We start from the raw sequence: 1949 nt of genomic DNA on the forward strand, positions 1-1949 counted from the left end.
GACCCAGATGGCGCGAGGGCGTACGGGCCTCCCCGGTGCGCCGCAGCGCGCCGAGCACCGGGACGCCCGAGGAGTCCATCGCCTCGCGCAGCAGCGCCTCGTGGCGGTCCGACCCCACCTTGTTGAGGATCACCCCGGCCAGCCGCACCTCCGGGTCCCACGACGCGAAGCCGTGGACCAGCGCCGCGACCGAGCGGGACTGCGAGGACGCGTCGACCACCAGCACCACCGGCGCCCGCAGGATCTTGGCGACCTGCGCCGTCGACGCCAGCTCACCGCGCCCGGAGGCCCCGTCGAACAGCCCCATCACGCCCTCGACGACCGCGAGGTCCGCGCCGTGCGCCCCGTGGAGGAACAGCGGGGCGATCCGCTCCGGGCCGCACAGGAACGCGTCCAGGTTGCGGCCCGGCCGGCCGGTGGCCAGCGCGTGGTAGCCGGGGTCGATGTAGTCGGGGCCCACCTTGTGCGGTGACACGGCGAGACCGGCCTCGGCGAACGCCGCCATCAGGCCGGTGGCCACCGTCGTCTTGCCGGCGCCGGAGGACGGCGCGGCGATCACCAGGCGGGGGATCGTGCCGGAGGTCATGACCGGTTCACCATTCGATGCCCCGCTGGCCCTTCTGGCCCGCGTCCATCGGGTGCTTGACCTTGGACATGTCGGTGACCAGGTCCGCGAGGTCCAGCAGCGGCTGCGGCGCGTTCCGTCCGGTGATCACCACATGCTGGGTGCCGGGACGGTCGCGCAGCACCGCGACGACCTCCTCCGGGTCCACCCAGCCCCAGTGCATCGGGTACGCGAACTCGTCGAGCACCAGCAGCTTGTACGTCTCGGCCGCCAGGTCGCGCTTGACCTGCTCCCAGCCCTCGCGCGCCGCCTCCTCGCTGGATTCGAGGTCGCGCTGCACCCAGGACCAGCCCTCGCCCATCTTGTTCCAGGTGACGGTGCCGCCCTCGCCGGTCGCGCCGAGCACCTTCAGCGCCCGCTCCTCGCCGACCTTCCACTTCGCGGACTTGACGAACTGGAACACCCCGACGGGCCAGCCCTGGTTCCAGGCCCGCAGCGCCAGCCCGAAGGCGGCGGTGGACTTGCCCTTGCCGATGCCCGTGTGGACCATCACCAGCGGCCGGTTGCGGCGCTGGCGGGTGGTGAGACCGTCGTCCGGTACGACGGACGGCTTGCCCTGTGGCATTACGCGACCCTCCGGTTCTCGTGGGTGTGATGAGTGGTGCGGGCGGGGCGACGGCCGTCGCCGCCGCCTCCGCCGGGGACGGACCGCGCGGCGGGCCCGCGCCGGTCGCCCCGTGCGTCGCGCACCAGCGCCGAGACGCTGTCCGCGCGCAGTTCGTCGAGGGTGACCGCGGTGCCCCGCAGCGTACGGGCCAGCTCCCCGGCCAGCCCCAGCCTGACGGGGCCCGACTCGCAGTCGACGACCACCGAGGCCACGCCCTCCGCCGCCAGCAGCCCGGCCGCCCGGGAGGCCCGCCCCAACGGCCCTTCCCCGGCGGCGCCGCGTCCCGCCTTCGCGCCGGTCGCGCGGCCGTCGGTCACGACCACCAGCAGCGGCCGCCGGGTGGCGTCCCGCAGCCGCTCGACCCGCAGCACCTCATGGGCCTTCAGCAGCCCCTCGGCGAGCGGGGTGCGGCCGCCGGTCGGCAGCGACTGGAGCCGCGCCGCGCCCGCCTCGACCGAGGAGGTCGGCGGCAGCGCCAGTTCGGCGTCCCGGCCGCGGAAGGTGATCAGCCCGACCTTGTCGCGCCGCTGGTAGGCGTCGAGCAGCAGGGAGAGCACCGCGCCCTTGACCGCGCCCATCCGCTTGCGCGCGGCCATCGAGCCGGAGGCGTCCACGACGAACAGCACAAGGTTCCCCTCGCGTCCCTCGCGTACCGCCTCGCGCAGATCGTCCCGCCGCACCACCAGTCCCGGGCCGCCGCGGCCGCGGGCCCGCTGG

At 75.0% G+C, this 1949-nt stretch carries 3 protein-coding genes; all 3 read right to left on the reverse strand.

Annotation, left to right across the window (positions count from 1 at the left end):
• Positions 1 to 586: cobyrinic acid a,c-diamide synthase CobB (locus AC51EU_RS29985; protein ID WP_496270239.1), on the reverse strand; the 586-nt coding region annotated here is incomplete at its 3' end.
• A gap of 7 nt (positions 587 to 593) precedes the next feature.
• Positions 594 to 1190 (reverse strand): cob(I)yrinic acid a,c-diamide adenosyltransferase, encoded by a 597-nt coding sequence (gene cobO / locus AC51EU_RS29990; protein WP_496270240.1) that lies wholly within the window; start codon positions 1188 to 1190, stop codon positions 594 to 596.
• On the reverse strand, positions 1190 to 1949 hold a 760-nt coding region (locus AC51EU_RS29995), incomplete at its 5' end, for a vWA domain-containing protein (protein ID WP_496270241.1). The genes cobO and AC51EU_RS29995, both read right to left, overlap by 1 nt.

The organism is Candidatus Streptomyces philanthi (assembly GCF_059553635.1).

What these genes read in the sequence shown, in the direction of transcription:
- cobO (WP_496270240.1), bottom strand. Translation starts at nt 1,190, where the DNA reads ATGCCACAGGGCAAGCCGTCCGTCGTACCGGACGACGGTCTCACCACC.